Source organism: Streptomyces sp. NPDC001315 (assembly GCF_042896175.1).
GTDB lineage: Bacteria > Actinomycetota > Actinomycetes > Streptomycetales > Streptomycetaceae > Streptomyces.
In genome coordinates, this window is record NZ_JBIAWZ010000005.1 from 508,901 (window position 1) to 533,807 (window position 24,907).

Below are 24,907 nucleotides of genomic sequence, written 5' to 3' on the forward strand. Positions count from 1 at the left end.
CCGCCGACCCTACTCCTGCCCGTAGGCTTCGGGGGAGTCGCGCGAAGGAGGCAAAGAGGTGCCGGTGGAGATCACCTGGTGGGGTCACGCGACCTGCACGGTCGAGGACTCGGGCGTCCGTGTGCTCACCGACCCCCTGTTCGCCCGCCGTCTCGCGCATCTGCGGCGCCGCCGTGGCGCGCTGCCACCGCCGGACGCCCGGCGTGCGGACGTCGCGCTCGTCTCCCATCTGCACGCCGACCATCTGCACCTGCCGTCGCTGGGGCGGCTCGCGCCGGGCACGCGCCTGCTGGTGCCCCGTGGCGCGACACGCACCGTCCCGGCGCTCGGCCGGCTCACCCACCTGCGGATGCGTGAGGTAGAGCCCGGGGACGAGACAGTGATAGGCGGACTGGTGGTGCGGGCCGTGCCGGCCCGGCACGACGGGCGGCGGCTGCCGCTCGGACCGCACCGCTCCCCCGCTCTCGGCTACGTCGTCGAGGGCGAGGCCCGGACCTACTTCGCCGGGGACACCGGCCTGTTCGACTCGATGGCCGAGGAGGTCGGGCCGGTCGACGTGGCGCTGCTGCCGGTGGGCGGCTGGGGCCCGTACCTCGGTGAGGGGCATCTGGACGCGGGTCGGGCGGCCGAGGCACTGGCCCGGCTGGCGCCGCGCAGCGCGGTGCCGGTGCACTACGGCACCTACTGGCCGATCGGGATGGACGCCGTGCGCCCCCACGAATTCCACGCGCCCGGTGAGGAGTTCGTGCGTTTCGCGGCCGAGCGGGCGCCCGGGGTGGCGGTGCACCGGCTCGGTCACGGGGAGAGCGTGCGCCTGGAGGTCGCGCGGTGACACCGCTGGCCGCCGCACCACTGACCGCCGTCATGGCTCTGGCCTCGGCCCCGCTGTCCGCACTGGCCGCCGCGCCGGAGTACGTCGTGTCGAGTCTGGCCGGTGCGCCGGTGTCCGGCCTGACCGCCGTGGCGGCCGCGCCGGTGTCCGGTCTGAGTTCTCTGGCCGGCGCGCCGCTGTCCGCTGCGACGGCCGTGGCCGCCGCCGTGAACCGGACCGTGCCGCCGGAGTCCACGCAGCAGGCACTCGGTTATCCGTCGCTGTTCCTGCTGGTGCTGATCGGGGCGCTGGTGCCGGTGGTGCCGACGGGGGCGCTGGTGAGTTCGGCGGCCGTGGTCGCCTTCCACCAGACGGCGCCGTTCTCGCTGGCTCTGGTGTTCGTGACGGCGTCGCTGGCCGCGTTCCTCGGCGACGCGGCGCTGTACTGGCTGGGCCGGCGCGGAATGCGGTCGAAGAACGGTTCGCGATGGCTGGAGGCGATCCGCGCGCGGGCCCCGGAGGACCGGCTGGCGCAGGCGCAGGAGAAGCTGGCCGATCACGGAGTGGCGGTCCTGGTGCTGTCCCGGCTGGTGCCGGCGGGCCGTATCCCGGTGATGCTGGCCTGTCTGATGGCGAACTGGCCGCTGCGCCGCTTCGCCCGGGGCAACCTGCCGGCCTGCCTGGCCTGGGCCGTGACGTACCAGCTGATCGGGATCCTCGGCGGTTCGCTGTTCAGCGAACCGTGGGAGGGCGTGGTCGCGGCGGTCGCGCTGACCGTGCTGGTCAGCGCGGCGCCGAGCGTGTGGCGGCGGATGCGGAAGACCGCCAGGGCCTGACCGGGGTCCCTAGGACAGGTCCTGGGCCAGGACCCGTGAGCCTCCGATCGGCAGGTCCCACAGGTCCTCGCGGGCCAGGCCCGCCTCCTCCCAGGCGGCCCGCACCCGGGTGAGCGGTTCGAGGACCGGTTCGGCCGAGAGCACGAACGTGGCCCAGTGCATGGGTGCCAGGCGGCGGGCGCCGACGTCCTGGGCGGCCCTGACCGCCTCCTCCGGGTCGCAGTGGACATCGCTCAGCCACCAGCGCGGGTCGTACGCGCCGATGGGAAGCAGGGCGAGGTCGATGCCCGGGTAACGCTGCCCGATGCGCGCGAACCAGGGGCCGTAGCCCGTGTCGCCGGCGAAGTAGACGCGCCGGCCGTCCGGATCGGTGAACACCCAGCCGCCCCACAGGCTGTGACAGGTGTCGGTGAGGCTGCGCTTGGACCAGTGGTGGGCGGGCACGAAGTCGAAGCGGACGCCGCTCAGTTCGGCCGCCTCCCACCAGTCGAGCTCGGTGACGGTGGTGAACCGGCGGCGGCGGAACCAGCGCGCGAGTCCGGCGGGCACGAACACCGGCGTGTCGCGCGGGAGTCGGCGCAGCGTCGGGGCGTCCAGGTGGTCGTAGTGGTTGTGGCTGATGACGACCGCGTCGACGCGCGGCAGTTCGCTCCAGGCGACGCCGACGGGTGTGATGCGGGCCGGGGTGCCGAGGATACGGCGGGACCAGACCGGGTCGGTGAGGACGGTCAGCCCGCCGACCCGCACCACCCAACTGGCGTGCCCCGCCCAGGTGACGGCGACGGTGCGGGTGTCCACGCGGGGCAGCGGGCCGGGCTCGTAGGGCAGTCGGGGGATGTCGGCGAGGCCCTCCTTGCCCGGGCGCACGGAGCCCTCGCGGGCGAAACGGGCGATGGCCTTGAGGCCGGGCAGCGGGGCGGTCAGCCGGTCGTGGAAGGTACGCGGCCACACCCGCCGCTCCCCCAGCGGCCGGGGTTCGGCGAGCGGCGGGAACGGGGGCGCGAAAAGGGACGTGTCCGCCGGGGTTCCGGCTTCCTGCGTGGTCGTCGAACTCGTGGTCGTCGTCGTACTCGTGGTGGTGGTCGTACTCGTGGTGGTGGTCGACTCGGACTGCTGCGTCATCGAGGAGGCTCCCATCGCTGAGCGTCGTCGCGGAGATCGTCGAAGACCGACCTCAAGGTGATCAACGCGCGTTGCACGTGAGGCAGTTCCCACGGTGAGGGTGAACTGAGGCATTGTGCGCGCTCCTCGTCCGTACCGCCCAGCAACGGTGCGGTGGACAGGCGTACGCGCGGTGCGCCGAGGTCGTCGCCGAAGCGGTGCCCGCCGGGCGCGGGCATGCCGAGCCGGGCGGTGAGGAAGTCCTCCAGTTCCTGCGCGTCGCCCACGCCCCGCGGGGCCAGCGCGGCCCGCAGCGGACTCAGGTCGGCGTACAGATGGCGTCCGGCCTGCGGCGGCCGGGCGAGCGCACCGGCGGCGACCACGGCGGCGTACGTGGCAGCGGCTACGCGCGCGTGCAGGCGTACGGCGGCGGCCACGCGCGCGGTGACCGGCTCGGGCTCGGCGAGGGCGTACCCGGCCGCCGCGGCGACCGGTGCCGCGACGCGGGCGCCCAGCGCGGTGAGCACGTCGAGCACGCGCGCGTGGAGGTCGTCCCCGGTGGCGCCCTCGGGGAAGCGGGCCACAGCGGCCGGCCAGCCGGGCGGCAGCAGCGCGCCGGCCAGGTCGCTGACCACGGTGACCCCCTCCGGCAGCATCTCGGCGGGGCTGAACAGCACCGTGGCGTGAGGGTCGTGCAGGGTGTCGCGCCACGTCTCGTCACTGACCAGGTGCAGGCCCTCGCCGGCGGCGGCCTCGACGGTCTCGTGCAGCACTTCGGGCGGGGCGACGGTGGCGGTGGGGTCGTCGGCGACGGACAGCACGAGCAGCCGCGGGTCGCCGCCTTCCGCGCGGACCCTGCGAACGGTCTCCAGCAGGGCGTACGGGTCCGGTACGCCGCCGCACTCGGCCGGTGTCGCCACATGGAACACGGGTCTGCCCAGCAGGCGCGCGTACGGGGCCCACCAGGCGGCACAGGGCCGCGGCACCAGCACGTCGCCGCCAAGCGCGGCGGTCAGCGCGACCAGCAGGGTCGGCGCGCCGGGAGCGGCGGCCACACGGTCGGGCGTGGCGGCCAGTCCGCGCCGGGCCCAGTAGCCGCACGCCGCCTCCAGCAGCGACGCGCCGCCACCGACCGGCTCCGTTCCGGCGCGGCCCGCGGCCGTGGCAAGCACCCCGGACAGTTCCGGGAGCAGCGGCAGTCCGTCGTCGGGGAGGGGCGGCCCGTAGCGGACGGGGCCGTGGCCTTCGGGGTCCGTCCGCCGCATGCGTACCTCCGCGCAGTCGTGGTGCCCTGTTCCACCGCTGTGGTTCCGTGTGCGCTCGCGGCTCTCGCGCGGAATCGTGCTCTCGGGGGCTTCGGGTACCCATCCCGCCGCCTTGCCATGAGCGCCCGCTCGCGTTGCGCCCGTCACACATCGGGTGGGTCAGTACTCCCGGGTGGATCCGTGGTGCCACAGTCGGTGCGCGGCGGCGCCGAGCGCACCCGCGATGAGCAGGCCACCGGCGAAGAGGGCGGGGACGGACCCGGTGAAGGCGCCGCCCTCGCCGGCCTCCACACCGTGCGGGATCCCGGCGGCTCCCGCGCAGGCGTCGGTACGCGGCTCGGTACGTGTCTGCGTGTGCGGCTCGGTGTGTGTCTCGGTGCACGACTGGCCGCTGTCCTTGCCGGTGCCGGTGTCGCCGGCGCTCTCCCTACCACTGCCGGTGCTGCTGTCCCTACCCCCGTCGCCGCCGCTGTCTGTGCCGGTGTCGCCGGCGCTGTCTCCACCGCTGTCTGTGCTGCTGTCTCTACCGCCGTCGCCGCCGGTGTCCCAACCGCTGCCGCCGCCACTGTCTGTGCTGGTGCCGCCGACGCTGTCCCCGCCGCTGTCTCTGCCGGTGCCGCCGCCGCTGTCTGTGCCGCTGTCTCTACCGCCGTCACCGCCGGTGTCCCAACCGCTGCCGCCGCCACTGTCTGTGCCGGTGCCGCCGACGCTGTCCCCGCCGCTGTCTCTACCGCCGTCCGCGCCACTGTCCCTAGCACCGTCGCCGCCGCTCTCGCCGCCGGTGCCGCTGCCTGTGCCGCTGCCTGTGCCGCTCTCGCAGGGCGTGCCGGGCTCTTCGCCGCAGCTCTGGCCGGTGTCGTCGGCCCCCGCCGGGCAAGTGCCGTCGGCAGTCCGCGCGGACTTCGTGCCCTCGGCAGTCCGCGTGGAGTTCGTGCCGTCGGCAGTCCGCGCGGACATCGTGCCGACGGCGGCCGGTCCGCCCTCGAAGTCCTTGTCGGCGGCGATGCGGGCGGTGGCGCGGTGGGCGGGCCCGCCGACCCGGTCGGTCCCGGTCGGGGAGCCGCCGGGGGCGTCGCAGGCGACCGAGCCGGTGACGTCGCCGCCCGGGTCGAGTGTGCTGGGGCTCGCCTGCGCGGCCGGGTCCGCCAAGGCGGCCGGCGCGCCGGTGACTATGGCGGCACCGGCCAGGGAGACGACGGACAGGAGGCGGGCGGTGCGGCGCATGGGGCGGGCTCCTTCGGCCTGGCGGCTGTCGGGACACTCCGGTCGTGCCCCGCAGCCATCACAGCCCGCCCGGCGTCGGGCCGCGCGCCGCCGGACACCATTAGCGGGACAGTGCGGGGCCGACCGGGTGAAGAAGCCGACCCCGACCGCGACCCCGCCGGCCGCGCGGGGAAGTGCGCGACCACCGCGCACGTCTCGCACCCGGCACCGCCGCGACTCATGCCGCGCCGCGCTCTATGCCGCCTCGCGCATCACCTGATCCCTGAGCCGGTCACAGCACCGGCTGATCAGCCGCGACACGTGCATCTGCGAGATGCCCAACCGCTCGGCGATACGGCTCTGCGTCATGTCCCCGAAGAACCGCAGATACAGGACGGCCCGCTCCCGCTCCGGCAGCGCCGCCAGCCGGGGCCTGACGGCCTCCCGGTCCACGACCGTGTCGAGCGCCGGGTCGGGCGAGCCGAGGGCCTCGCTGAGGGAGTACCCGTCCTCGCTGCCGGGCAGCTCCGCGTCCAGCGAGAGCGCGGTGAAGCTCTCCAGGGCCTCCAGGCCGGTCCGGACGTCCTCCTCGCTCAGGTGCGCGTGCTCGGCGATCTCGGCGACGCCGGGCCGCCGGCCCGAGACGTTCTGCGAGAGGTCCTGGCAGGCGATTCGGACGCGGTTGCGCAGATCCTGGACCCGGCGCGGCACATGCAGGGTCCACATGTGGTCGCGGAAGTGCCGCTTGATCTCACCGGTGATGGTGGGGACGGCGTAGCTCTCGAAGGCGTTGCCGAGCTCGGGGTCGTAGCGGTCGACGGCCTTGATCAGGCCGAGGGCCGCGACCTGGCGCAGGTCCTCGAGGTTCTCGCCGCGGCTGCGGAAACGTCCGGCGAGCCGGTCTGCCATCGGCAGCCAGGCCTCCACGAGTTGTTCGCGGAGTGTGTCGCGCTGCTGGCCCGGGGGGAGCGTGGCGAGCCGGCGGAAGGCTTCCGCGGTGTCGGGGGCATCGTGGTGCGGGTGGTGCTTCGCGCTCGCTCGATGTGCCATGGTGCGTCGCAACTCCCTTGCGCATGCTCTGGTCGGACGGTCACCGTGGGAGCGCGGCCATCGTCCGGACAGGCGCGTCCGGGGGTGTGGAACTCGCCGCTGCCACGGACGTGCCTCCTGTCCGAAGCACTGGGTCTGCGCCTGCCCGCGGCCTCGGACGGCAAACGCCGGGCAGGCGCCGGGCAGGTTTTCCACGCTCCCGGTGGGTGACTCGGCCCGGTAGCGACGTGGGAACGGGCCGACCGTCGCGGAGGGCGCTCCGCAGTCGATTTCCGTTCTGGGCCTGTTGACCCCCGTGCCGGCCGTGTCGGCGTCCGCTCCTCGGGTACGCGTTGGTCGACCCCCGAAGACTGGAGGGAGACATGCAGCGAGGCAGCGACCGGCTGAGCGTCCACCGGGACGAGGAAATGAAGCACGAACTGCAGGAACTGCTCAGGTCGGGGCACCCCACGCGCACCGAGGAATGGCACGATCCGGAACCCGGCGCCGACGACGACCCGCAGATCTGGGTCGAGCTCGTGGCACCGGGGCGCTCCGGTGGGTCCCTGGCGACGGTGCGCCTGGAGCTGGCCCGGCTTCTGGGCCGCAGCGTCTTTCCGGCGACCCCGAGCGAGCTGATGCACGTACTGCGCGACAAGAACGCGCCCGACCCGCTGATCAAGGCGGTGGAGGCGCTGCCACGCCCGGCGCGCTACGCCAACCTCGGGGAGCTGGCCGAGGCGGTGACGCGCCGAGGGCCTGCCGGTACGTACGGCCGGGGCCGCGGATGAGCCGGAACCAGGCATAGGAGAGCGCGGCAAAACTGGCGTCACCGGGGATGCCGGTGACGCCAGGACCCGCTGTCCACGGTGCCCGGACTCGCCGACCGGGGATGCGTCGGCGGAACGCATCGGCGCGATCAGGGACTGGAGCGGCGACTCCTTGGTGCCCGCGGTGTCCTCGATCCGGGTGTCGGCGATGGCTGCGGCGTACGAGGCGGCCGGAGGTCCCTGCCCTGCGGCGAGAAGCGCGCCATGGGCGACCGTGCCCGTGGGCGAGCCACGAAAGGACGTCGAACATCATGCGTATCGCGTTTCTGACCGCACCCCAGGGTGTCGAGCAGGTGGAGCTGACCGAGCCGTGGAAGGCGGTCTCCGACGCCGGTCACGAGCCTGTGCTCGTATCGACCCGGGCCGGGAAGGTCCAGGCCTTCGAGCACCTGGACAAGGCGGACACCTTCCCGGTCGACGAGGTCGTGGGCGAGACGTCGGCGGACTCCTTCGGCGCGCTGGTCCTGCCGGGCGGGGTGGCCAATCCCGACTTCCTGCGGATGGACGAGAAGGCCGTGTCGTTCGTGCGGGACTTCTTCGAGCGGGGCGCCCCGGTCGCCGCGATCTGCCACGCCCCGTGGACGCTGGTCGAGGCCGACGTCGTACGCGGCCGGGTGCTGACCTCCTGGCCGAGCCTGCGGACGGACATCCGCAACGCGGGCGGCACCTGGGTCGACGAGCAGGTGAAGATCTGCGACCACGGCCGCAACAAGCTGGTCACGAGCCGTAAGCCGGGCGACCTCAAGGCATTCTGCGAGGCGTTCCTGGACGTGTTCGCGGCACAGGAGACCGCCTGAGGCACAGCCCCGGCAGGTCGACCGGGCGGGTCAGGCGCCGCCGTGTCCCGCCCCGGGTCCCCACTTCCCCACCGGTGTCGCCTCCGTACACGCGGCGGCCCGCTCCCGCGCGCCGTCGCGGGTGCGGGCCGGCGACACGAAGCGGCGGGGGTTGCGCCGCAGGTACTCGCCCTCCAGCTGCGCCATGCGTTCGTTGTGGGTGCGCAGCGCGTCGTTCGAGCCGTACAGCAGGGTGTCGTGGCGCGTGCGGTGGATGTTCTCCAGCTCCTTCATCAGTTGCTGGTCGTCCAGTCGCGCCGGGTCGACTCCGCTCATGGTGGTACCCCGCTCGTCGTGTTCGTCCATGCGGTCCGAGTACCCGCCCAGTGAGCATTTCCCCCGAACGGCCTCCGGGAGGGAGCCATGGAGCTCGCATTCCTGAATCCACTGTACGAACATCCGGGCTTCCGGGCCTCTGCGTACGTGCGCGAGCGGCTGCCGCAGCCGCTGTCGCGCCGTCCGTGAATTCCGGAGTGCGCTACCGGGCCCGTTCGACCCGCCGTTCGTCCCACACCGGCTCCGGGGTCTCGCGGACCCGGCCGTCGCTGCCGAAGACCAGGTAGCGGTCGAAGGAGCGGGCGAACCAGCGGTCGTGGGTGACCGCGAGCACCGTGCCGTCGAAGGCCTCCAGGCCCTCTTGGAGGGCTTCGGCGGACTCCAGGTCGAGGTTGTCGGTCGGCTCGTCCAGCAGCAGGGCCGTGACGCCTTCCAGCTCCAGCAGGAGGATCTGGAAGCGGGCCTGCTGGCCGCCGGAGAGCCGGTCGAAGTTCTGCTCGGCCTGCTGCGTCAGCTCGTAGCGGCGCAGGCGGGACATGGCGGCGCCGCGGTCCTGGGCGTGCTCCTTCCACAGGATGTCGAGGAGGGTGCGGCCCTGGAGCTCGGGGTGCGCGTGGGTCTGCGCGAAGTGCCCGGGCACGACACGCGCCCCGAGTTTCCACTCGCCCGTGTGCGCCACGTCGTCGCCGGCCAGGAGCCGCAGGAAGTGCGACTTGCCGGAGCCGTTGGAGCCGAGGACGGCGACGCGTTCGCCGTAGAAGACCTCCAGGTCGAAGGGCTTCATCAGACCGGTGAGCTCGAGCCCCTTGCAGGTGACGGCCCTGACACCGGTGCGGCCGCCCTTGAGGCGCATCGTGATGTCCTGCTCGCGCGGCGGCTCCGGCGGCGGCCCGGCCTCCTCGAACTTGCGCAGCCGGGTCTGGGCGGCCTGGTAGCGGGACGCCAACTCGTGGCTGATGGAGGCGGCCTGACGCAGATTCAGCACCAGCTTCTTCAACTGGGCGTGCTTCTCGTCCCAGCGCCTGCGCAGCTCCTCGAAGCGGGCGAAGCGTTCGCGCCGGGCTTCGTGGTACGTGGCGAAGCCGCCGCCGTGCACCCAGGCGTCGGCACCGGCGGGGCCGGGTTCGACGGACACGATCTTCTCGGCGGCGCGGGCGAGGAGTTCCCGGTCGTGCGACACGAACAGCACGGTCTTGCGGGTCTCCTTCAGCCGCTCCTCGAGCCAGCGCTTGCCGGGTACGTCGAGGTAGTTGTCGGGCTCGTCGAGCAGCAGCACCTCGTCGGTGCCGCGCAGCAGCGCCTCGAGCACCAGCCGCTTCTGCTCGCCGCCGGACAGCGTGCGCACCTGCCGCCACTGCGCCTTCTCGTACGGCACGCCCAGCGCGGCCGTGGTGCACATGTCCCAGAGGGTCTCGGACTCGTATCCGCGCGCCTCCGCCCAGTCGGAGAGTGCCTGCGCGTACTTCAGCTGGGCGGCCTCGTCGTCCACGGTCATCATGCCGTGCTCGGCCCGGTCGACGGCCTGCGCGGCCTCACGGATGCGCGGCGGCGCGACCGACACGAGGAGATCCCGTACGGTCGTCTCGTCCCGTACGGAGCCCACGAACTGCCGCATCACGCCCAGGCCGCCACTGACGGTGACGGTGCCGCCGTGCGGCTTCAGCTCGCCGGAGATCAGCCGGAGCAGGGTCGTCTTGCCCGCGCCGTTGGGCCCGACGAGGGCCACGACGGCCCCTTCGCCCACCCGGAACGACACATCGCCGAGCAGCGCCCTCCCGTCGGGGAGGCAGTACTCGAGGTGCGCGGCTTCCAGATGTCCCATGAACAGGCATTCTGCGGGTCCCCCGCCGCACCCGCCAAATACTTATCCGACCGTGCGGCTCCGCTCAGGCCGTCTCCTCCAGCGGCCGGCCCGTCGGGCCGCCCTCGCCGGCGGGGGTCACCGTGGCGCCTGCCCAGGTCAGGGCCTTCCAGCCGTCGGTCGGGGTGCCCTCCAGGATGACCACGCCGGTGTTCTCCAGGCGGTGGGCGGCGGCGAAGGGGATGTCGACGTTGTGGGCGCGGGCGGCGGCCCACATGCGGATCGCGGCGCCGTGACTGACCACGGCTACCGTGCCGGCGCCGGTGTCCGCGGCCTCCGCGATCACGGCGTCGTAGCGGGCGAGTACCTCGGTGCCGCTCTCGCCGCCGGGGATTCTCAGCGCGGTGTCTCCGGCGGCCCAGGCGAACACCGTACGCATGTAGAGCTCGCCCTTTTCGGAGTCGCCGGGCAGCATCTCCAGGTCGCCCGCGGAGACCTCCCTGATGCCGTCGCGCACGGTCACGTCGAGGCCGCGGGCGGCGGCCAGGGGCGCGGCGGTGAGCTGGGTGCGTACGAGGGTGGACGCGTAGACCGCTTCGATGTCCTCGCCGGCGAGGGCCTCCGGCAGCCTCGCGGCCTGCTGTTCGCCCAGTGCGGTCAGGCCCGGCCCCGGGACGGCGGTGTCCAGGAGGTAGTCGACGTTCGTGGGCGTCTGGCCGTGGCGGACGAGGAGCAGGCGCATGCGGTCACCCTTCGGCATTCGTGCCGTCCCGGGCAGGAAACGACCACTTCAGGGTACCCGTCACGGCATGAGCCCAGACGTCGACCTCACCGTCCTGAAGCCCGGCCGCCACGCCCTGCGCGACCGGCTGCTCGCCCTCGACTGCCGCCTGTTCCAGTTCGCCGCCGATCGCGACTGGCCGGGTGCCGAGCCCGTGCTGCCGCGGCTGAGCCGAAGCGCGAACCATGGCGTGCTGTGGTTCGCGACGGCGGCCGCCGTCGCGGCGAGCCGTACGCCGCGGGCCCGCCGGGCCGCCGCCCGGGGGCTGGCCTCCCTGAGCCTGGCCTCCCTGACCATCAACACCCTCGGCAAGCGCTCGGTGCGCCGGTCCCGCCCGGTCCTGGACCCCGTACCGCTGGTACGGCAGCTGAAGCGGCAGCCGATCACCACGTCGTTCCCGTCCGGGCACTCCGCGTCGGCGGCCGCGTTCGCCACCGGGGTCGCCCTGGAGTCGCCGGCGTGGGGCGCGGTGGTGGCGCCGGTGGCGTTCTCCGTGGCCATGTCCCGCGTGTACACCGGGGTGCACTTCCCGAGCGACGTGCTGGCGGGCGCGGCGCTGGGCGTGGGGGCGGCCTTCGCCGTACGGGGCATGGTGCCGACCCGCGCCCAGGCCGTCCCGCCGGCCCGGCCGCGCGCCGAGGCCCCGGCCCTGCCCGACGGGGACGGTCTGGTGGTCGTGGCCAACACCGCGTCGGGCACCGCGGACCGGGTGCGGGCCCTGCGGGACGCGCTGCCGCTCGCGGAGGTCGTGGAGTGCGTACCGGACGATGTCCGGGCCGCGCTGGAGAAGGCGGCGGGCCACGCCCGGGTCCTCGGTGTGTGCGGCGGCGACGGCTCGGTGAACGCGGCCGCGGACGTCGCCCTGCGTCACGGCCTGCCGCTGGCGGTACTGCCCGGCGGCACGCTCAACCACTTCGCCTACGACCTGGCCGTGGAAGGCGAGCGGGACCTGAGCGGGGCCGTGCGGCGCGGCGAGGCCGTGCGCGTGGACGTGGGCCGGTTCAGCGCCGGGGACACGCGGGGCGTCTTCCTCAACACGTGCAGCCTGGGTGTCTATCCGGAGCTGGTGCGGGAGCGGGACCGCTGGTCGCACCGGATCGGCGGCTGGCCGGCCGGGGTGCTGGCGGCGCTGCGTGTCCTGCGCGCGGACCGTCACCCGCTCGCGGCCGAACTCGGCGGCCGCACCCGCCCGTTGTGGCTGCTGTTCGCCGGCAACGGCACCTACCACCGGATGGGCCTCGCGCCGGGCCGGCGCAAGGACCTGGCCGACGGACGGCTCGACGTGCGGGTGGTACTCGGGGGCCGCAGGCCCGCGCTGCGTCTGCTGGCCGCCGCGGCCGCGGGACCACTCACCCGCTCCCCCGCCCACGCCGCGGTCCAGGTGAGCCGGCTGAACCTGTCGGGCGTCGAGCCGGGCACGCTCCTCGCGTACGACGGTGAAGTCACCGAGGTGGCAGGCGATGTGACGCTGGAGAAGCTGCCCGAGGCGCTGGTCGTGTACCGCCCGCTGACCGGCGACCGCCAGAATTGACGATCCGTCAGTCCATATAGTAAAACTGCGGTCTCATCATTCGAGTGGCCCGCGTACGGTGACACGTATCGCCCCGCCGGGTCGCAAGCCCTGCGGGGGCCGGTACGCGAAGTCGACGAGAAGGGCACAGCCATGCCGAAAGCTCAGGAGACCGCCGTCTACACGCACGGGCACCACGAGTCCGTGCTGCGTTCGCACACCTGGCGCACCGCCGCCAACTCCGCCGCGTACCTGCTCGGCTCGCTGAAGCCCCACATGGCGATCCTGGACATCGGCTGCGGCCCGGGCACCATCACCGCCGACCTGGCGGAGCTGGTCCCTGACGGGCACGTCACCGGCGTCGACCACGCGCCGGGGATCCTGGAGCAGGCGCGGGCCACGGCCGCCGGGCGGGGTCTGGCCAACACCGACTTCGCCGTCGCCGATGTCCACGCCCTGGACTACCCGGATGACACGTTCTGCGTGGTCCACGCCCATCAGGTGCTCCAGCACGTCGGTGATCCGGTGCAGGCGCTGCGCGAGATGAAGCGGGTGACGAAGCCGGGTGGGTTCATCGCGGTCCGCGACTCGGACTACGCGGCGATGACCTGGTACCCCGAGTCCGCGGGCATGGACGACTGGCTGGACCTGTACCGCCGGGTCGCCCGCGCGAACGGCGGGGAGCCGGACGCCGGACGCCGGCTGAAGTCGTGGGCGCTGGCGGCGGGCATCACGGACATCACGGCCACCTCCGGCACCTGGACCTTCTCGACCCGCGAGGAGCGGGAGTGGTGGAGCGGACTGTGGGCGGACCGCACGGTGGCCTCGGCGTACGCGGAGCGGGCCACCGGGGGCGGTCACGCGACCGAGGAGCAGCTGCGGGCCGTCTCGGACGCCTGGCAGGAATGGGGTAAGCGGGAGGACGGCTGGTTCAGCGTCCTGCACGGAGAAATTCTCTGCCGAAAGGAAGCCTGATTCCCCGAGTTCGGGAAACACGAGGAGAAGGAGGTTCACATTATGGTTCCCATTCTTCTCGTGCTGCTTCTGGCGCTCCTTCTCTTCGGTGCCGGATTCGCGATCAAAATACTCTGGTGGATCGCGCTGATAGTGCTCGTCGTTTGGCTGCTCGGATTCCTTTTCCGCGGAACGAGCGCAGCCGGAGGCAGGGGCCGCTGGTACAGGTGGTGAATTGCCCCGGGGGGATTCACTCCCGGGGAAGCAGCGGTCCGAGCGGCCCGAGGTCCAGGTTCAGGTCCTCGGGCCGCAGTCCGTAGCGCTCACGCAGCTCGGTCATGCGGTCCTCGAGCAGCATCAGCGTCAGGCCGATGCGTTCCTCCTGCTCCTCGCTCAGGTCACCCGTGTCGAACCGGCGCAGCGCCTGCCGTTCCATGAGCTGCCTCAGCAGTTCCACGACCGTGAGCACGAGTTTGACGAGGTCTCGCTCGACGGTGTCGGGTTCCAGGTCCAGGCGGTTGCGCCGGGTCACGGCAGCTCCTCGATCTCGAAGGGGGACGGCACCTGTGCGTTGACCGAGCTGATCAGCGCGTTCAGATCGATACGGACGAGGTCGACGTCCGCGATGCGCAGGGTGATGTCCCCGGTGATCACGACCCCGCCGGCCAGCAGTCGGTCGAGCAGGTCGACCAGGGCGATCTCACGGCGTTCGACGACGGTCACGCCTCTCCCGCCCCCTCTGTCCCCGCCGCCCCTTCCTCCCCGGCGAAGGAATAGGCCGCCCAGGGACCGGTCAGTTCGACCCGCATTCCGGGAGCGTCGTCCTTCGTACCGTCCACCAGTTCCACGAATTCCTCGGAATCCGCCCGCGGCACCAGATAGGCCGCATTCAGTACGTTGCGCCCGGACACGTCGGAAAGCGCCGAGTTCTGCGGGGCATGGAGGCGGGAATCCTCGGCGTACCCGGAAAGCATCTCGTGCAGTCGGGTCGCGAATTCCTCGGCGCGCTGCCACAGCTCCTCATGGGTGCGGTTGCTCCGGCTCCGCTGCCGGAGATAGTCCCGGCCGCTGGTGGCTTTTCCGGCGGGCGGTGGATTCTCGGCCGGCTGTGCTTCCGCGTACACCTTGACGCCCCATTCGACCCGCTCGTCCAGCCGGTCGAGGGTGCGTGCGAACTCGGCCTCGCGTGCTTCCATCATGACGCGCAGGCCGCTGTCGTCCCGGAAGACGGTGGCCATCCGCATCGGCAGCGGGGTGGTGACGGTGGTGAGCGCGTCGACCACGCCCTGATGGGCGCGCGCGGTGGCGGCCAGCCAGTCCAGGTCCTCCAGGTGCGCACGTAGCGGTTCCTCGGCGAAGTCCTGCTTGGGCACGGTGGAGACGACGGCGACCAGGCCGTGGTGGTTGAGCAGCCCGACGGGCGCGCCGGCCACCCCGGTGAGTTCGGCCTGGAGGGCCGCGCGGAAGGGGCGGCAGACGGCGTAGACGTACCGCAGTCCGGTCATGGTGCCTCCTTCTGGGCGCGGCCCGGCTCCAGCTGGGCAAGCCGTTCCCGCAACTCGGCGTTCTCCCGGGTGAGTTCGTCCCGTCGCGCCTTCGACGACAGCGCGGGGTCGGTCTCCCACCAGTCGATGCCCATCTCCTTCGCCTTGTCGACGGAGGCGACGATGAGCCGCAGTTTGACGGTGAGCAGTTCGATGTCGAGCAGGTTGATCCGGATGTCGCCGGCGATGACGATGCCCTTGTCGAGGACACGTTCAAGGATGTCGGCGAGATTGGCGCCCCCGCCCTGTCCGTAGGGATAGGGCTCGGGAAGCCGGCCGGGCGTCGTCATCGACGGCTCCCGGCGTCGGCGTAATCGGACTCTTTCTCGTACTCCTCTTCGGGCTCTTCCTCTTCCTCCTCGTACTCACCCTCGGGCTCTTCTTCCTCTTCCTCTTCCTCTTCCTCCTCGTACTCGCCCTCGGGCTCCTCCTCGCCCTCGGCGGCCTCTTCGCCCTCCTCCTCGGAAGCCTCGGCGTCCTCGTCCTCGTACTCCTCCTCGCCCTCAGCAGGCGTGCCTTCCTCTTCCTCCTCGGCGATCGCGTCCTCGTGGCTTTGGACGACTTCGCCGTCGCGGATCTCGCCGCGCCAGCTGTCCTCCACCTCGCCCTTGATGGTGATGAAGCGGACGAAGTTCTTGAGGTCGAGCCGGGCCCGGCGGCCCTGGGCGCGCCAGATGTTGCCGGTCTTCTCGAACAGTCCCGAGGGGTAGTACTCGATGACCAGCAGCACGCGGGTGAGGCTGTCGTCGAGCTGGTGGAAGGAGACGACGCCCCTCGTGGTGCCCTTGGCGCCCTCCGAGGTCCACGCGATGCGGTCGTCGGGCACCTGCTCGACCGTCTTGGCCTTCCAACTGCGGTTGGACCAGAAGACCTTGAGCTGCCAGTCGGAGTGCGTGTCGTCCGCGCGGCTCGCGTTCTTCACGCCCTTGGCGAAGGTGCTGAAGTCCTGGTATTGGGTCCACTGGTCGTACGCCGTACGCAGCGGCACGCCGACGTCGATCTGCTCGATGATGACGGTCGGCTTCTTGCCCGCGCTCTTGCGCTTGCCCTTGCCACCGCCGCCGAGCTTCTTGAACGCGCCGACGACGCTGTCCTTGGCGCGCGTGGCGCCGAGCTCCAGCGCAGTGCGCATCGGGCCCTTGCCCTCGGCGAGCTTGCGGCCGCCGTCGAGCGCGAGCTTGGCGAAGCCGGGGCTGTTGCCCTCGGCGATGTCGTTGAGCTTGCCGGTGGTCTCGCCGAGTTTGCGGCCGACGCCGACGAGCAGGCGCTGGGCCTGGGCGGCGAGGTACTCCTGCGCCTCCGCCTTGAGCCGGTCGGCGGCCTCGCTCTGCACCACTCCGGTGAGCGGGTTGTCCTTGGCCTTGTCCGCCGCGGACTTCGCGGCTCCGAGGGTCTCGGTCATCGGTCACCACCACCCTTCGGCAGCCTGGCGCGGGCAGCGCGGCTCGCGCCCCCGGCCCGGGCCGTCTTCTTCGCGGCCGTCTTCCTGGCCGCGGTCTTCTTCGCCGCCGCCTTCTTGGCGGGAGCCTTCTGAGCCGTCTTCTTCGCCGGCGCCTTCTCGGCGGCCTTCTTCGCGGGCGCCTTCTTCACCGCTCGCTTCCTGGCCGACTCCGACTTCCCCTCGGCCTCCTCGTCGCCCTCTGCCTCCTCGGCCTCCTCGTCGCCCTCTGCCTCCTCGGCCTCCTCGTCGCCCTCTGCGCCCTCGGCCTCCTCGTCGTCCTCTGCCTCCTCGTCGTCCTCGCGCTCGTCCTCGGCCTCCGCGTGCTCTTCCTCCGGTTCCTCCTCCTGCTCCTCGTCCCCGGCGCCGAGGCCCGGCACCACGCCCTCGAGCTGGTCACGCACCTGCGCGGTGCGTCCGTGCAGCCGGTCGGCGAGGGTGCTCATCTGCCGCTCGACCATGGCACCCGACGCCGCCTTGCCCACACCCCGCAGGTCCTGGCGCAGCTGGTCTCCGATCTCCTTGAACTGCGGGTTGTCGCGCAGTTGCTGGTTCACGAGGTCCGCGACGGCCTTCGGGCTCAGATTCATCCGTTTGCCTGCCACGAGCGAGCCGAGGGCGAACGCCATCTTCATTTTCTTGGTACGTCCCAGGACGTATCCGGCCCCTACCGCGAGGCCCAGTCCCACTCGATTCATGATCCCGTCCCGTTTCCCGTTCCCGCGCCGGAGCGCAGGGCGATCTCCAGTCGGTCGAGGAGCTCGTCCTCCTGTCGGTCGAACTCGTCCTCGGCGATCTCCCCCGTCTCCAGCTGCTCTTCCAGCCGAGACAGTTCGGCCCGGATCGTGGCGGGGTCGTAGTAGATCCGCTCCGCCTCCTGGAGGACCTGCCTCATCACCCACCCGGCGCCGCGCACCGGGGCGAACGGCAGCAGCAGGACTTCGCCGATCAGGCCCACGTCGTCACCCCGCTCCCGCGTCCACGCCCGCCCTGGTGCCCGCGGGCTCGGCAGGACCGGGCTCGACGAAGCTGTACGGCGGCAGCGGGCCGTTCACCCGTACTTCCAGGTGGGGCAGGCTCTTGCGCACGTCGTCGACGGCCTCCAGGAACTCCGCGGCCGCGTCGCGGTCGACCAGGAAGGAGAGGTTGGCCAGCCAGCCCGTGGACTCGGGGCCCACGCTCACGGCGTCGCCGGTCGACTCCAGGGCGCTCTCCAGCCGGGTGGCGTCCTCGGCCTCCTGGGCCCGCACCGCCGCCGCGACCATCTCACCCAGCCTGATCTTGTCCTCGTAACTGCCGCCGCCCGCTCGCCGGTTGGCCTCCGCGAACGCCCTGAGCTCCGGGTTCCCGGCCATCACGTGATGCAGGACGGCCTCCTCGACGTGGGTGGCCTTGACGTTGTACTCGACCCGGCCGTCGAGGGCGCGCAGGCGCTCCTTGTAGTGGTCGACGCGCTCGGCCAGCACTCCGGTGACCGTCCGGTCGTCCGGGGCGACACTGCCGAACCGCATGGGCAGCACGCAGCCGACCGCAGCGATGTCACCGAGCACGGTCTGGTGGGCGAGCAGTTCCCTGCGCTTGGGGCGCAGCCCCTCGGGCGCGTCGCTGACCACGGCCGCGAGGTCGCCCTCCTTCAGGACGCGGACGGGCTGTTCACCGACGCCGGTCGTACCGTCGGGCAGCGCGGGGTGGGAAGCGGCCGTGATGCCGTAGACGTACGTGCTCACTCCTGTTCCTCCTTCCGGCGCGCGGCCGTGCTCTTGCGGGGGCGCGGCCTGGACTCGGTCTGGCCCTCGTCACGGGCTTGCTTGAAGGCGTCGGATATGGTCTCGGCGGCGCCGGACAGCGCGCCCTTGGACTTGCCGCGGGCGCCGGACTCGGTGATCTCGCCCACCAGGTCGGGCAGGCCCGGGCTCTTGCGGGGTCCGGCTTCCAGGTCGAGGCGGTTGCACGCCTCGGCGAAGCGTAGATAGGTGTCGACGCTGGCGACGACGACGCGGACGTCGATCTTCAGGATCTCGATGCCGACCAGGGAGACCCGGACGAACGCGTCGATGACGAGCCCCCTGTCGAGGACGAGCTCCAGTACGTCGTAGAGGCCACTGCTGCCGCCTCCGCCACCGGTTTGCTGTGTCGGGACAACTGTCATGCCGACCGTGCCTCCTCGTGTCTTGGCGAGGGCCTGCGGGTGTGGGTGCGGGTGCGGGGAGGCGGCCTAGCGACCGCCGGACCGGTGTGCGTCGGCCCGCCCGCGTTCGTAGCGGCGGAGCCGCCGGTAGCCGGCGAGCTGTCCGTCGGCGTCGAGGTCGATCTGGTAGCTCGCCATCAGGCTCATCGTGTCGGGCACGCGAACGAGCTCCAGGACCTCGACCTCCAGGGACCAGCCGTCCTCCGTCTGCTCGAAGGACGTCACCTGCTCCGCGGTCATGCCGGTGAGCTCCGCGAGCTGGGTACGCGCGTTGCGCACCACCTCCATGGGGCTCGGCCGGTCGCCCGTCGTGCTCTGTTCCGTGTCTCTGCGTGAATCCTGTGAGTTCTGCGACTTTGACGTGTGGTTTGTGTTCGACATGGCCACCTCCCCTACCGTGTGGCCGCATGGTCCTTGGCCAAACCTTCACGAGGCCCGCAAGCCGCTGAGCCTGCGCCGGACCGGCCCCAGGGCGCGACCGGGGCGCAGCGCACCCGCCCACGGATCGGTGCGGGCCTGCTCGACCGCGTCGGCGACGGTCCAGCGGCGGGCGGTCGTCCCGGGATCGTCGAGCTGCTCCCAGCTGATGGGCACGGCCACAGGTGCCCCGGGCCGTGCCCGTACCGTGCAGGGGGCGACCGCGGTCTGCGCGTAGGCGTTGCGCTGCACGTCGAGATAGAGCCGGTCGCCGCGGTCCTTCTTGCGGGCGGCGGTGGTGAGCCGGTCGGGGTGCCGGGCGGCAAGCAGCTCGGCGATGTCCTTGGCGAGTTCACGGACGTCGTCGAAGTCGTCGCGCCCGTCGACCGGGACGATGACGTGCAGACCACGCGAGCCGGTGGTCATCAGCGCGGACGGCAGTCTGAGTTCGCCGAGCAGCTCGCCCAGCCACCGGGCAGCGTCCCGCACCGCGGTGAAGTCGTCCCCGGCCGGGTCGAGGTCGAAGACCATGCGGTCGGGCCGGTCGACGTGTCCGGCCCGGGACAGCCAGCGGTGCAGGGTGAGACAGGCCTGGTCGGCGAGGAAGACGAGGGTGGCGGTGTCGTCGCAGACGACGTGCGTGACCGTGCCGCCCTCCTTGGCGACCTCGACGCGGTGGATCCACTCCGGGTAGTGCTCAGGGGTGTTCTTCTGCATGAAGCGGGCGCCGTCGAGCCCGTCCGGATACCGCTCCAGCATCAGCGGGCGGCCGCGCAGGTGCGGCAGCATGAACGGGGCGACCGACCGGTAATAGTCGACGAGGTCGCCCTTGGTGTACGCCTCGGCACTCTCGGCGTCCTTGGCACTCCCGACGTCCTTGGCGCTCCCGGCGCCGGGGACGAGCACCTTGCCGGGCCGGTGCACCTCCACCGTGCGGCGACCGGCTCGTACCGTCCGGGTTTCGTCGCGGTCCGCGGCGCGAGTGTCGTCACCGCCCCCGCCCGTCGTCCGGCCGTCCCCCGCGCTCACCGCACGACCGCCTCCTCCACCAGCAGCCGCGCGGCCGCCGCGATCGACTCGGCGTCGATGCCTGCGGCGTGCAGCTGCTCGGCCGGCGTCGCCGAGCCCGGCATCGTACGGACCGCGAGCCGCACCAGACGCGGCACGGGGCGGCCGTCGAGGAAGGCCTCCAGGACGGCGTCACCGATGCCGCCCTCCTCGCGGTGGTCCTCGACCGTGAGCAGGCAGCCGGTCTCCTCGGCCGCCTGCCGCAGCGTGCGGCGGTCGACGGGCTTGACCGAGTAGAGGTCGATCACCCGGACCGGGATGCCCTGCCCGTCCAGCGTCTCGGCGGCGGACAGTGCCTCGTGGAGGGTGACGCCCGCCGCGACGATCGTCAGCCGGTCCCTGTCGGAGAAGCGCAGGACCTTGCTGCCGCCGACCGGGAACTCCTCGTCCGGGCCGTAGATCACGGGGCTCGCGCCGCGCGAGGTGCGCAGATAGCGGACGCCGTCCAGACCCGCGGCCGCCGCGACGAGCTTGGCGGTCTGGTTGGCGTCGCACGGGTACAGCACGGTCGAGCCGTACACCGACCGGAACATCGCCAGGTCCTCCAGGCCCATCTGGGAGGGCCCGTCCTGCCCGATCGAGACACCCGCGTGCGAGCCGTTCAGGACGATGCCGGAGCCGCTGATCGAGGCCATGCGCACGAAGTCGAACGCGCGCGTGAGGAAGGCGGCGAACGTCGAGGCGTACGGCACCCAGCCGCGTGCCGCGAGCCCCACCGCGGCCGCTACCATCTGCTGTTCGGCGATGTAGCACTCGAAGTAGCGGTCGGGGTGCTCCTTGGCGAAGAACTCGCCGCGGGTGGAGTCGCCGACCTCGCCGTCGAGGGCCACGACGTCGCCGCGGGCGGTGCCCAGCGCGGCGAGCGCCTTGCCGTAGGCGTCGCGGGTGGCGACGCCCCCTTCGTGGTCTCCCGTCTCGAAGCGCGGCAGTTCCAGCTGCCCGGTGCGTACGGAGTGCAGCATGCGGGCGTCCGGCGGCTCCTGCACCCGGACGCGCAGGTCGCGCGGACCGCCGAGTTCGGCGATCGCCTCGTCGGCGTGGGGCAGCGGCTTGCCGTGCAGTCCCTCGCGGTCCTCGACGGACGCGACGCCCTTGCCCTTGAGCGTGCGGGCGAGGATCATGGTCGGCTGCCCCTTCGTCGACTCTGCCTCGCCGAACGCCCGATCGATCGCGTCGACGTCGTGGCCGTCGATCTCCACGGTGTGCCAGCCGAAGGCCTGGAAGCGGCGCGCGTACGCGTCGAGGTCGTGGCCGTGCCGGGTCGGGCCGCGCTGGCCGAGCCGGTTGACGTCGACGATCGCGGTCAGGTTGTCCAGGTGCTCGTAGCTCGCGTGCTCGGCGGCCTCCCACACGGACCCTTCGGCCAGCTCGCTGTCGCCGCACAGCACCCACACGCGGTAGTCGGTGCGGTCGAGCCGCTTGCCGGCCAGCGCGATACCGACACCCACGGGCAGGCCCTGTCCGAGCGATCCGGTGGCGGTCTCGAGCCACGGCAGCTGTCGCGGGGTCGGGTGGCCTTCGAGACGGCTGCCCATCTTGCGGAAGGTGAGCAGCTCGGCCTCGTCGATGGCGCCGGCCGCCTTGTAGGCCGCGTACAGCAGGGGTGAGGCATGTCCCTTGGAGAGGACGAAGCGGTCGTTGGCGGGGTGTGCGGGGCGGTCGAAGTCGTAGCGGAGGTGGTGGGCGAGCAGTACGGCCACCAGGTCCGCGGCGGACATCGAGGACGTCGGGTGCCCGGAGCCCGCGGCGTCGGCCGCGCGCACGCTGTCCACGCGCAACTGCTGTGCCAGTTCGACGAGTTCACGGGTGTTCATGAGTCTCCTTCCGCGGGGCTCTCGAGGGCATGAAGAGGCGTACGAGGTCTCGCGTACCTCGCGTACGAGGCTTTCCGCGTCCCCCTGGCCAGGGGGCCCAAACGTCCGCCCGGTTCCTCGCCTCCGTCGCTCACGTCCGCCGCTGCGGCGCCTGAGGGCCGGCGTCCCCGCCCGGGCGCGGTACCGTGCCCCCGGTCACGTCCGGCGGAGCGGGCGGCACCGGCGGATACGGCATCCCGGTCGCGCCCGGGGGCGCGGCGGGCGGCATACCGGGCACACCCGCCGGATCCTCGGCATGCGGCAGGCCCGGCTGCGCGGGCTTCGGCCGGGCCGCACCGCGCAGCGCGTAGGCCACCGCGCCCAGGATCAGCGCGGTGATCAGCGCGGCGGCCCAGTCGGGCAGGACGAGCGCGAGGGCCAGTCCCACGGCGAGCGCGAGGGCCGCGCCCGCGTACAGGGCGACCGCGCCGGACGCGCCGTACAGCATGGCCGTACGGCGCTGCTTACGGGTCTGCTCGCGCAGTTCGTCCCGCACGGTCTCCCGCGCGACCTGCGCCAGCTCGTCGACCAGATGCTTGTCGAGATGCTCCAGGTGTTCCAGACTGTCCATGGCCGCCGGGTACCCGTGGCCCGCGACGTTACGCGGGCAACTAGGCTCACCCGCATGGAGATTCTGGGAGCCACGCTGCGCGTCTGCGTCGACGATCTCGAGACCTCGGTCCGCTTCTACGAACGGCTCGCCGGAGCCGAAGCCCTCCGCTTCGAGCGCGCGGGCGTCCAGGTGGCCGCGGTCGGCTGCTTCCTGTTGATGAGCGGGCCCGAGTCCGAGCTGGAGGTGCTGCGCAAGGTCGCGGCGACGATCGCCGTGGCGGACGTCGACGAGACCCACAAGGTCCTCGCCGAGCTGGGCGCCGACATCATCGCGGGCCCGATCGCCACACCGGTGGGCCGCAACCTGATCGTGCGGCATCCGGACGGCGCGGTGTACGAGTACGTGGACCGCCGCCGCCCGTAGGACCTCACCTCACCGCTCTCGCCCGGCGTCGCCTTCCCCGCGCCTCAGGGCGCGGATGGTCGCATGCGGAAGTCGTAGGGCGCCGGGAGCGGTGCGTCGCTCACCCGGGCCCACAGCCGGCCGAGGTCCTCGGCGCCCTCCCTCAGGTCGGCTACCTCGAAGCCCGCGGCGAAGACGGCGCGTGCCGCAGCGTGCCTTCCCTCCGCATAGAGGATTTCGGCCTCCAGCAGCCGGAACCGGCCGCGCGCCCGGGTCCGCGGGTGCAGCCGCTCCCACACGGCCCGCGCCGCCGCCGGCCGCCGTACGGCGAGCAGCGCCTCGACCGTCTCACGGCCGAGCGCGGTGGTGGCCGCCGTCCACGACTCGCCGTTGTCGCGCCGCTCGTGGCACAGGTCCTCGAAGGCGTCCGCGTACCGGTCGGCGGCCCGCTCGAGGTTGCCGCTCTCCCGGTCGGCGACCGCGAGGCAGCGCAGCAACGGCCAGACGGAAGGCGCGAGTTCGAGGGCCCGTTCCCAGCTGCGCACCGCCTGCGCCCGGTCGCCGGCGTGCCACTGGGCGACACCCAGGTGGTATTCGGTGAGCGGGGTAGCGGGCGCGGTCTCCAGCATGTCCCGCCACTGCGGGGCGACGAGCGTGCAGCCGGGCGGCCGTACCCGGCGTGGCTCGGGGAAGGACCCGGTGCGCAGCAGTTCACGCCACGGGGCCTGGGCGTCGCCGAGGGTGTGTTCGCCGAAGGGCGTGCCGGGCAGCTTCCAGTCGGCGCGCAGCACCTCGAGCGCGCCCCAGCCGGAGCCGGTGGCAAGGATCTCGCCGGGCTCGGTGTCGGCGTGCGGCCGCCACGCCTCGTAGGCGGCGTCGACGTCGGCGCGCGGGAGGACGGCTTCGAGCCGCTCCTCCGCCTCACACAGCACGTCGGCCCATTCCCCCTCCGGCGGTGCGGTCAGCGGCCCGTACGCCTCCAGCCACGACACCTCGCTCTCCGCCTCCAGGCGTACGTGCTCCAGCTGGGTACGGGCGAGCCCCGCCTGGATCTCGCAGTAGCCGCCGGTGCCCGGCTCGGTGAGCCATTCCTGCCAGCGCCGCCCGCCGGTCCCCGTGCCCCACACGAACAGCTTGCGGCCGCGCAGCACGTCGGTGGACGTCTGCACCAGCCCGTGCCCGTCGCCGTCGAGCGCGGCGATCCAGCGCCGCCGGCCGTCGGGCACCTCGTAGAAGTAGTCGGCGGCGAAGGTGCTGTTGAGCGGGTACGTGCGGTCGGTTCCGTCGTACGACGGGACAGGCACCCTGCGCAGCCGCCGCTCGTAGCCGAACTGCCACGCCTCCTCGGCGGGGGCGAGCACCCGGCGCTCCTCGGGCACGGCGATGTTGGACCACCAGTAGGTGGGCACGGGGTGCTGGTGCGGATTGCGGACGCGGACGCCGACGTAGAGGAAGTCGGAGCCCTCCGGCAGCCACAGGTCGACCTGGAAGGGCAGGTCGCGCAGCCGTTCCCACTCCCACAGGCGCAGCATGTCGCCGCCGTCGGGGGCGGAGACGCGGGCGGCGTGCAGGGGCGAGCAGGAGAGGGTGGTGTGGCCGGTCGCGCCGATGTTCCACTCGATGCCGCCGGAGTACCAGGCGCCGTTGAGGGCGAAGTCGGCCGGCTGGAACACCGGGTTGCGGTAGAGGAGTTCACGGCCGGTCGGCTTGTGGAGGAGGGACGCGATCCGGCCGCCGAGCGCGGGGAATACCGTGGCGCGCAGGCGGTCGTTCTCGATCACGAGGGCGTCGATGTCGCGGGGTTCGCGCGTCCGCCCGTACCCGTCCCGCACCCGCACGGGCAGCAGGCTGCGCAGTGGTGCGTGTCCCACCTGCCGGGCCATGTCCCTCGGGAGCTCCTCCCGGTCCCGGTCGTCGATGCGGTGGAGCTCATCGAGGGGGCTCAGCGGCGGGAGCGGGTTGTCCGGGCCCAGCTGTGCGGCGGGCATTGTCACTACGTCACGTCGGATCGTCGTCACGATCACCATGGAACCCGGCAACCGGTGCCCTGCCCAGGGGAGCTAACGGTCAGGATTACGCAAAGCCGCCCACGACGACCTCGGCGAGCGGCGTGGCGGGCCCTCCTGCTCTGCACGCGATATTTCGTATACGGTTCACCGTCGTCGGCGTAGAGTCGGGCGTCCAAAGGATTGCGTGAGGGAGCGGAACGGC

29 protein-coding genes are annotated in these 24,907 nt (G+C 72.4%); 8 read left to right on the plus strand and 21 right to left on the minus strand.

Features of this window, described 5'->3' with window-relative positions; translation table 11 throughout:
- Positions 1-58 precede the first annotated feature (58 nt).
- Together ACFY16_RS18360 and ACFY16_RS18365 are read left to right on the plus strand one after the other, a co-directional pair.
- Positions 59-832, plus strand: a complete 774-nt coding sequence (locus tag ACFY16_RS18360) for an MBL fold metallo-hydrolase (RefSeq protein WP_390648133.1) — start codon at positions 59-61, stop codon at positions 830-832.
- Positions 833-993: 161 nt separating this feature from the next.
- A complete protein-coding gene (locus ACFY16_RS18365) occupies positions 994-1,647 on the plus strand; it encodes a DedA family protein (RefSeq protein ID WP_390648200.1) in 654 nt (217 codons plus the stop codon).
- Between the two features lie 9 nt (positions 1,648-1,656).
- On the opposite strand, the gene ACFY16_RS18370 is transcribed toward ACFY16_RS18365, so the two are convergent.
- From ACFY16_RS18370 to ACFY16_RS18385, 4 genes are all read right to left on the minus strand, one after another.
- Positions 1,657-2,769: an MBL fold metallo-hydrolase gene (locus ACFY16_RS18370; protein WP_390648134.1), complete on the minus strand. Its 1,113-nt coding sequence runs from the start codon at positions 2,767-2,769 to the stop codon at positions 1,657-1,659.
- A complete protein-coding gene (locus ACFY16_RS18375; protein ID WP_390648135.1) occupies positions 2,766-4,013 on the minus strand; it encodes an aminotransferase class I/II-fold pyridoxal phosphate-dependent enzyme in 1,248 nt (415 codons plus the stop codon). The genes ACFY16_RS18370 and ACFY16_RS18375 overlap by 4 nt, the downstream gene beginning before the upstream one ends.
- Before the next feature lie 159 nt (positions 4,014-4,172).
- On the minus strand, positions 4,173-5,237 hold the full coding sequence (locus tag ACFY16_RS18380) for a hypothetical protein (RefSeq protein ID WP_390648136.1): 1,065 nt from the start codon (positions 5,235-5,237) through the stop codon (positions 4,173-4,175).
- A 234-nt stretch (positions 5,238-5,471) separates the two neighbouring features.
- Positions 5,472-6,266: an RNA polymerase sigma factor SigF gene (locus ACFY16_RS18385; protein ID WP_390648137.1), complete on the minus strand. Its 795-nt coding sequence runs from the start codon at positions 6,264-6,266 to the stop codon at positions 5,472-5,474.
- Between the two features lie 362 nt (positions 6,267-6,628).
- Between ACFY16_RS18385 and ACFY16_RS18390 the strand changes: the two genes are divergently transcribed.
- Entirely contained in the window at positions 6,629-7,036 is a 408-nt protein-coding gene (locus ACFY16_RS18390) for a DUF2795 domain-containing protein (protein WP_390648138.1), read from the plus strand.
- A gap of 290 nt (positions 7,037-7,326) precedes the next feature.
- Positions 7,327-7,872, plus strand: coding sequence for a type 1 glutamine amidotransferase domain-containing protein (locus tag ACFY16_RS18395; protein WP_390648139.1), 546 nt, complete (start codon positions 7,327-7,329; stop codon positions 7,870-7,872).
- 30 nt (positions 7,873-7,902) lie between these two features.
- Here ACFY16_RS18395 and ACFY16_RS18400 read toward each other — a convergent pair whose 3' ends face one another.
- The 3 genes from ACFY16_RS18400 to ACFY16_RS18410 form a co-directional block, all read right to left on the minus strand.
- On the minus strand, positions 7,903-8,217 hold the full coding sequence (locus tag ACFY16_RS18400; RefSeq protein WP_390648140.1) for a DUF6158 family protein: 315 nt from the start codon (positions 8,215-8,217) through the stop codon (positions 7,903-7,905).
- Positions 8,218-8,389: 172 nt separating this feature from the next.
- Positions 8,390-10,009, minus strand: a complete 1,620-nt coding sequence (locus ACFY16_RS18405) for an ABC-F family ATP-binding cassette domain-containing protein (protein ID WP_390648141.1) — start codon at positions 10,007-10,009, stop codon at positions 8,390-8,392.
- Between the two features lie 64 nt (positions 10,010-10,073).
- Positions 10,074-10,730, minus strand: a complete 657-nt coding sequence (locus ACFY16_RS18410) for a histidine phosphatase family protein (RefSeq protein WP_390648142.1) — start codon at positions 10,728-10,730, stop codon at positions 10,074-10,076.
- Between the two features lie 67 nt (positions 10,731-10,797).
- Here ACFY16_RS18410 and ACFY16_RS18415 point away from each other — a divergent pair, with 67 nt between their 5' ends.
- From ACFY16_RS18415 to ACFY16_RS18425, 3 genes are all read left to right on the plus strand, one after another.
- Positions 10,798-12,300: a bifunctional phosphatase PAP2/diacylglycerol kinase family protein gene (locus ACFY16_RS18415; RefSeq protein WP_390648143.1), complete on the plus strand. Its 1,503-nt coding sequence runs from the start codon at positions 10,798-10,800 to the stop codon at positions 12,298-12,300.
- A gap of 132 nt (positions 12,301-12,432) precedes the next feature.
- Positions 12,433-13,254: a class I SAM-dependent methyltransferase gene (locus tag ACFY16_RS18420; protein WP_390648144.1), complete on the plus strand. Its 822-nt coding sequence runs from the start codon at positions 12,433-12,435 to the stop codon at positions 13,252-13,254.
- Positions 13,255-13,296: 42 nt separating this feature from the next.
- The gene (locus tag ACFY16_RS18425) at positions 13,297-13,467 is read left to right on the plus strand and encodes a hydrophobic protein (RefSeq protein ID WP_390648145.1); all 171 of its coding nucleotides are present in this window, start codon (positions 13,297-13,299) and stop codon (positions 13,465-13,467) included.
- A 16-nt stretch (positions 13,468-13,483) separates the two neighbouring features.
- Here the strand turns inward: ACFY16_RS18425 and ACFY16_RS18430 are convergent, their stop codons facing one another.
- The 13 genes from ACFY16_RS18430 to ACFY16_RS18490 form a co-directional block, all read right to left on the minus strand.
- The gene (locus ACFY16_RS18430; protein WP_390648146.1) at positions 13,484-13,765 is read right to left on the minus strand and encodes a gas vesicle protein K; all 282 of its coding nucleotides are present in this window, start codon (positions 13,763-13,765) and stop codon (positions 13,484-13,486) included.
- Positions 13,762-13,956 (minus strand): gas vesicle protein, encoded by a 195-nt coding sequence (locus tag ACFY16_RS18435; RefSeq protein WP_390648147.1) that lies wholly within the window; start codon positions 13,954-13,956, stop codon positions 13,762-13,764. The genes ACFY16_RS18430 and ACFY16_RS18435 overlap by 4 nt, the downstream gene beginning before the upstream one ends.
- Positions 13,953-14,738: a GvpL/GvpF family gas vesicle protein gene (locus ACFY16_RS18440; RefSeq protein WP_390648148.1), complete on the minus strand. Its 786-nt coding sequence runs from the start codon at positions 14,736-14,738 to the stop codon at positions 13,953-13,955. The genes ACFY16_RS18435 and ACFY16_RS18440 overlap by 4 nt, the downstream gene beginning before the upstream one ends.
- Positions 14,735-15,067, minus strand: coding sequence for a gas vesicle protein GvpJ (gene gvpJ, locus ACFY16_RS18445; protein ID WP_390648149.1), 333 nt, complete (start codon positions 15,065-15,067; stop codon positions 14,735-14,737). Before gvpJ ends, ACFY16_RS18440 begins: the two co-directional genes overlap by 4 nt.
- A complete protein-coding gene (locus ACFY16_RS18450; protein ID WP_390648150.1) occupies positions 15,064-16,179 on the minus strand; it encodes an SRPBCC family protein in 1,116 nt (371 codons plus the stop codon). The genes gvpJ and ACFY16_RS18450 overlap by 4 nt, the downstream gene beginning before the upstream one ends.
- Positions 16,176-16,913, minus strand: coding sequence for a DNA primase (locus ACFY16_RS18455; RefSeq protein ID WP_390648151.1), 738 nt, complete (start codon positions 16,911-16,913; stop codon positions 16,176-16,178). The genes ACFY16_RS18450 and ACFY16_RS18455 overlap by 4 nt, the downstream gene beginning before the upstream one ends.
- On the minus strand, positions 16,910-17,173 hold the full coding sequence (locus tag ACFY16_RS18460) for a gas vesicle protein GvpG (RefSeq protein ID WP_390648152.1): 264 nt from the start codon (positions 17,171-17,173) through the stop codon (positions 16,910-16,912). Before ACFY16_RS18460 ends, ACFY16_RS18455 begins: the two co-directional genes overlap by 4 nt.
- A 4-nt stretch (positions 17,174-17,177) precedes the next feature.
- A complete protein-coding gene (locus tag ACFY16_RS18465; protein ID WP_390648153.1) occupies positions 17,178-17,942 on the minus strand; it encodes a GvpL/GvpF family gas vesicle protein in 765 nt (254 codons plus the stop codon).
- On the minus strand, positions 17,939-18,364 hold the full coding sequence (locus ACFY16_RS18470; protein ID WP_390648154.1) for a gas vesicle structural protein GvpA: 426 nt from the start codon (positions 18,362-18,364) through the stop codon (positions 17,939-17,941). The genes ACFY16_RS18465 and ACFY16_RS18470 overlap by 4 nt, the downstream gene beginning before the upstream one ends.
- A gap of 66 nt (positions 18,365-18,430) precedes the next feature.
- Entirely contained in the window at positions 18,431-18,784 is a 354-nt protein-coding gene (locus ACFY16_RS18475; protein WP_390648155.1) for a gas vesicle protein, read from the minus strand.
- Between the two features lie 45 nt (positions 18,785-18,829).
- On the minus strand, positions 18,830-19,750 hold the full coding sequence (gene ligD / locus ACFY16_RS18480; protein WP_390648201.1) for a non-homologous end-joining DNA ligase: 921 nt from the start codon (positions 19,748-19,750) through the stop codon (positions 18,830-18,832).
- 95 nt (positions 19,751-19,845) lie between these two features.
- Positions 19,846-21,702 (minus strand): transketolase, encoded by a 1,857-nt coding sequence (locus tag ACFY16_RS18485; RefSeq protein WP_390648156.1) that lies wholly within the window; start codon positions 21,700-21,702, stop codon positions 19,846-19,848.
- A 130-nt stretch (positions 21,703-21,832) separates the two neighbouring features.
- Entirely contained in the window at positions 21,833-22,312 is a 480-nt protein-coding gene (locus ACFY16_RS18490; protein ID WP_390648157.1) for a phage holin family protein, read from the minus strand.
- Positions 22,313-22,366: 54 nt separating this feature from the next.
- Between ACFY16_RS18490 and ACFY16_RS18495 the strand changes: the two genes are divergently transcribed.
- A complete protein-coding gene (locus ACFY16_RS18495; RefSeq protein WP_390648158.1) occupies positions 22,367-22,717 on the plus strand; it encodes a VOC family protein in 351 nt (116 codons plus the stop codon).
- 44 nt (positions 22,718-22,761) lie between these two features.
- Here the strand turns inward: ACFY16_RS18495 and ACFY16_RS18500 are convergent, their stop codons facing one another.
- Positions 22,762-24,723, minus strand: a complete 1,962-nt coding sequence (locus ACFY16_RS18500) for a DUF5107 domain-containing protein (protein WP_390648159.1) — start codon at positions 24,721-24,723, stop codon at positions 22,762-22,764.
- Positions 24,724-24,907: the final 184 nt, after the last annotated feature.